Raw genomic sequence first — 466 nt, forward strand, 5'->3', positions numbered from 1 at the left:
ATTGATATGAAGTTGTTTTTCATACGCCAATATCATTCACCTGCCTTCCATTGCAGTTCAATCGGTATACTTAGAGCGATTTCCCTTGGAGGCTTCACAATATTTATCTCATCCTGCCAAACGACTACTCCATTTGAATCTTTAATGGTGCGTTTTGTTATCCTGCCTGTTCGTGAATCGGATAGACGCAACAAAAACGTTACCTTTGTTGTCCCTTGATGAGTCATAAGGATTGGAACTGCCATAAGTTCCCCATCTAACTCTACCTCCGCGCTGTAGAACAAGGACTCTAGTGCATTTTTTTGTCGCTCCAAAGCGTAGTTTGTCAGCATAAGCTGGTTTCACCTCCAGCGTAGAAGGGGCCACAATATAAAGGAATGCTCTCGTATACAATGGGGTCCTTCTGAGCCATGAAATAGGAAAGGGTATTGCTTGGACTACCAATCGAATAACTGTGACTCAAATG

1 protein-coding gene is annotated in these 466 nt (G+C 42.7%); it reads right to left on the reverse strand.

The genetic code is table 11. The annotated features are described in order from the left end of the window. Window positions 1–32 precede the first annotated feature (32 nt). The gene (locus QZ995_RS23740) at window positions 33–332 is read right to left on the reverse strand and encodes a hypothetical protein (protein WP_301812405.1); all 300 of its coding nucleotides are present in this window, start codon (window positions 330–332) and stop codon (window positions 33–35) included. Window positions 333–466: the final 134 nt, after the last annotated feature.

It is taken from the genome of Brevibacillus laterosporus (assembly GCF_030489605.1).
GTDB lineage: Bacteria > Bacillota > Bacilli > Brevibacillales > Brevibacillaceae > Brevibacillus_B > Brevibacillus_B laterosporus_E.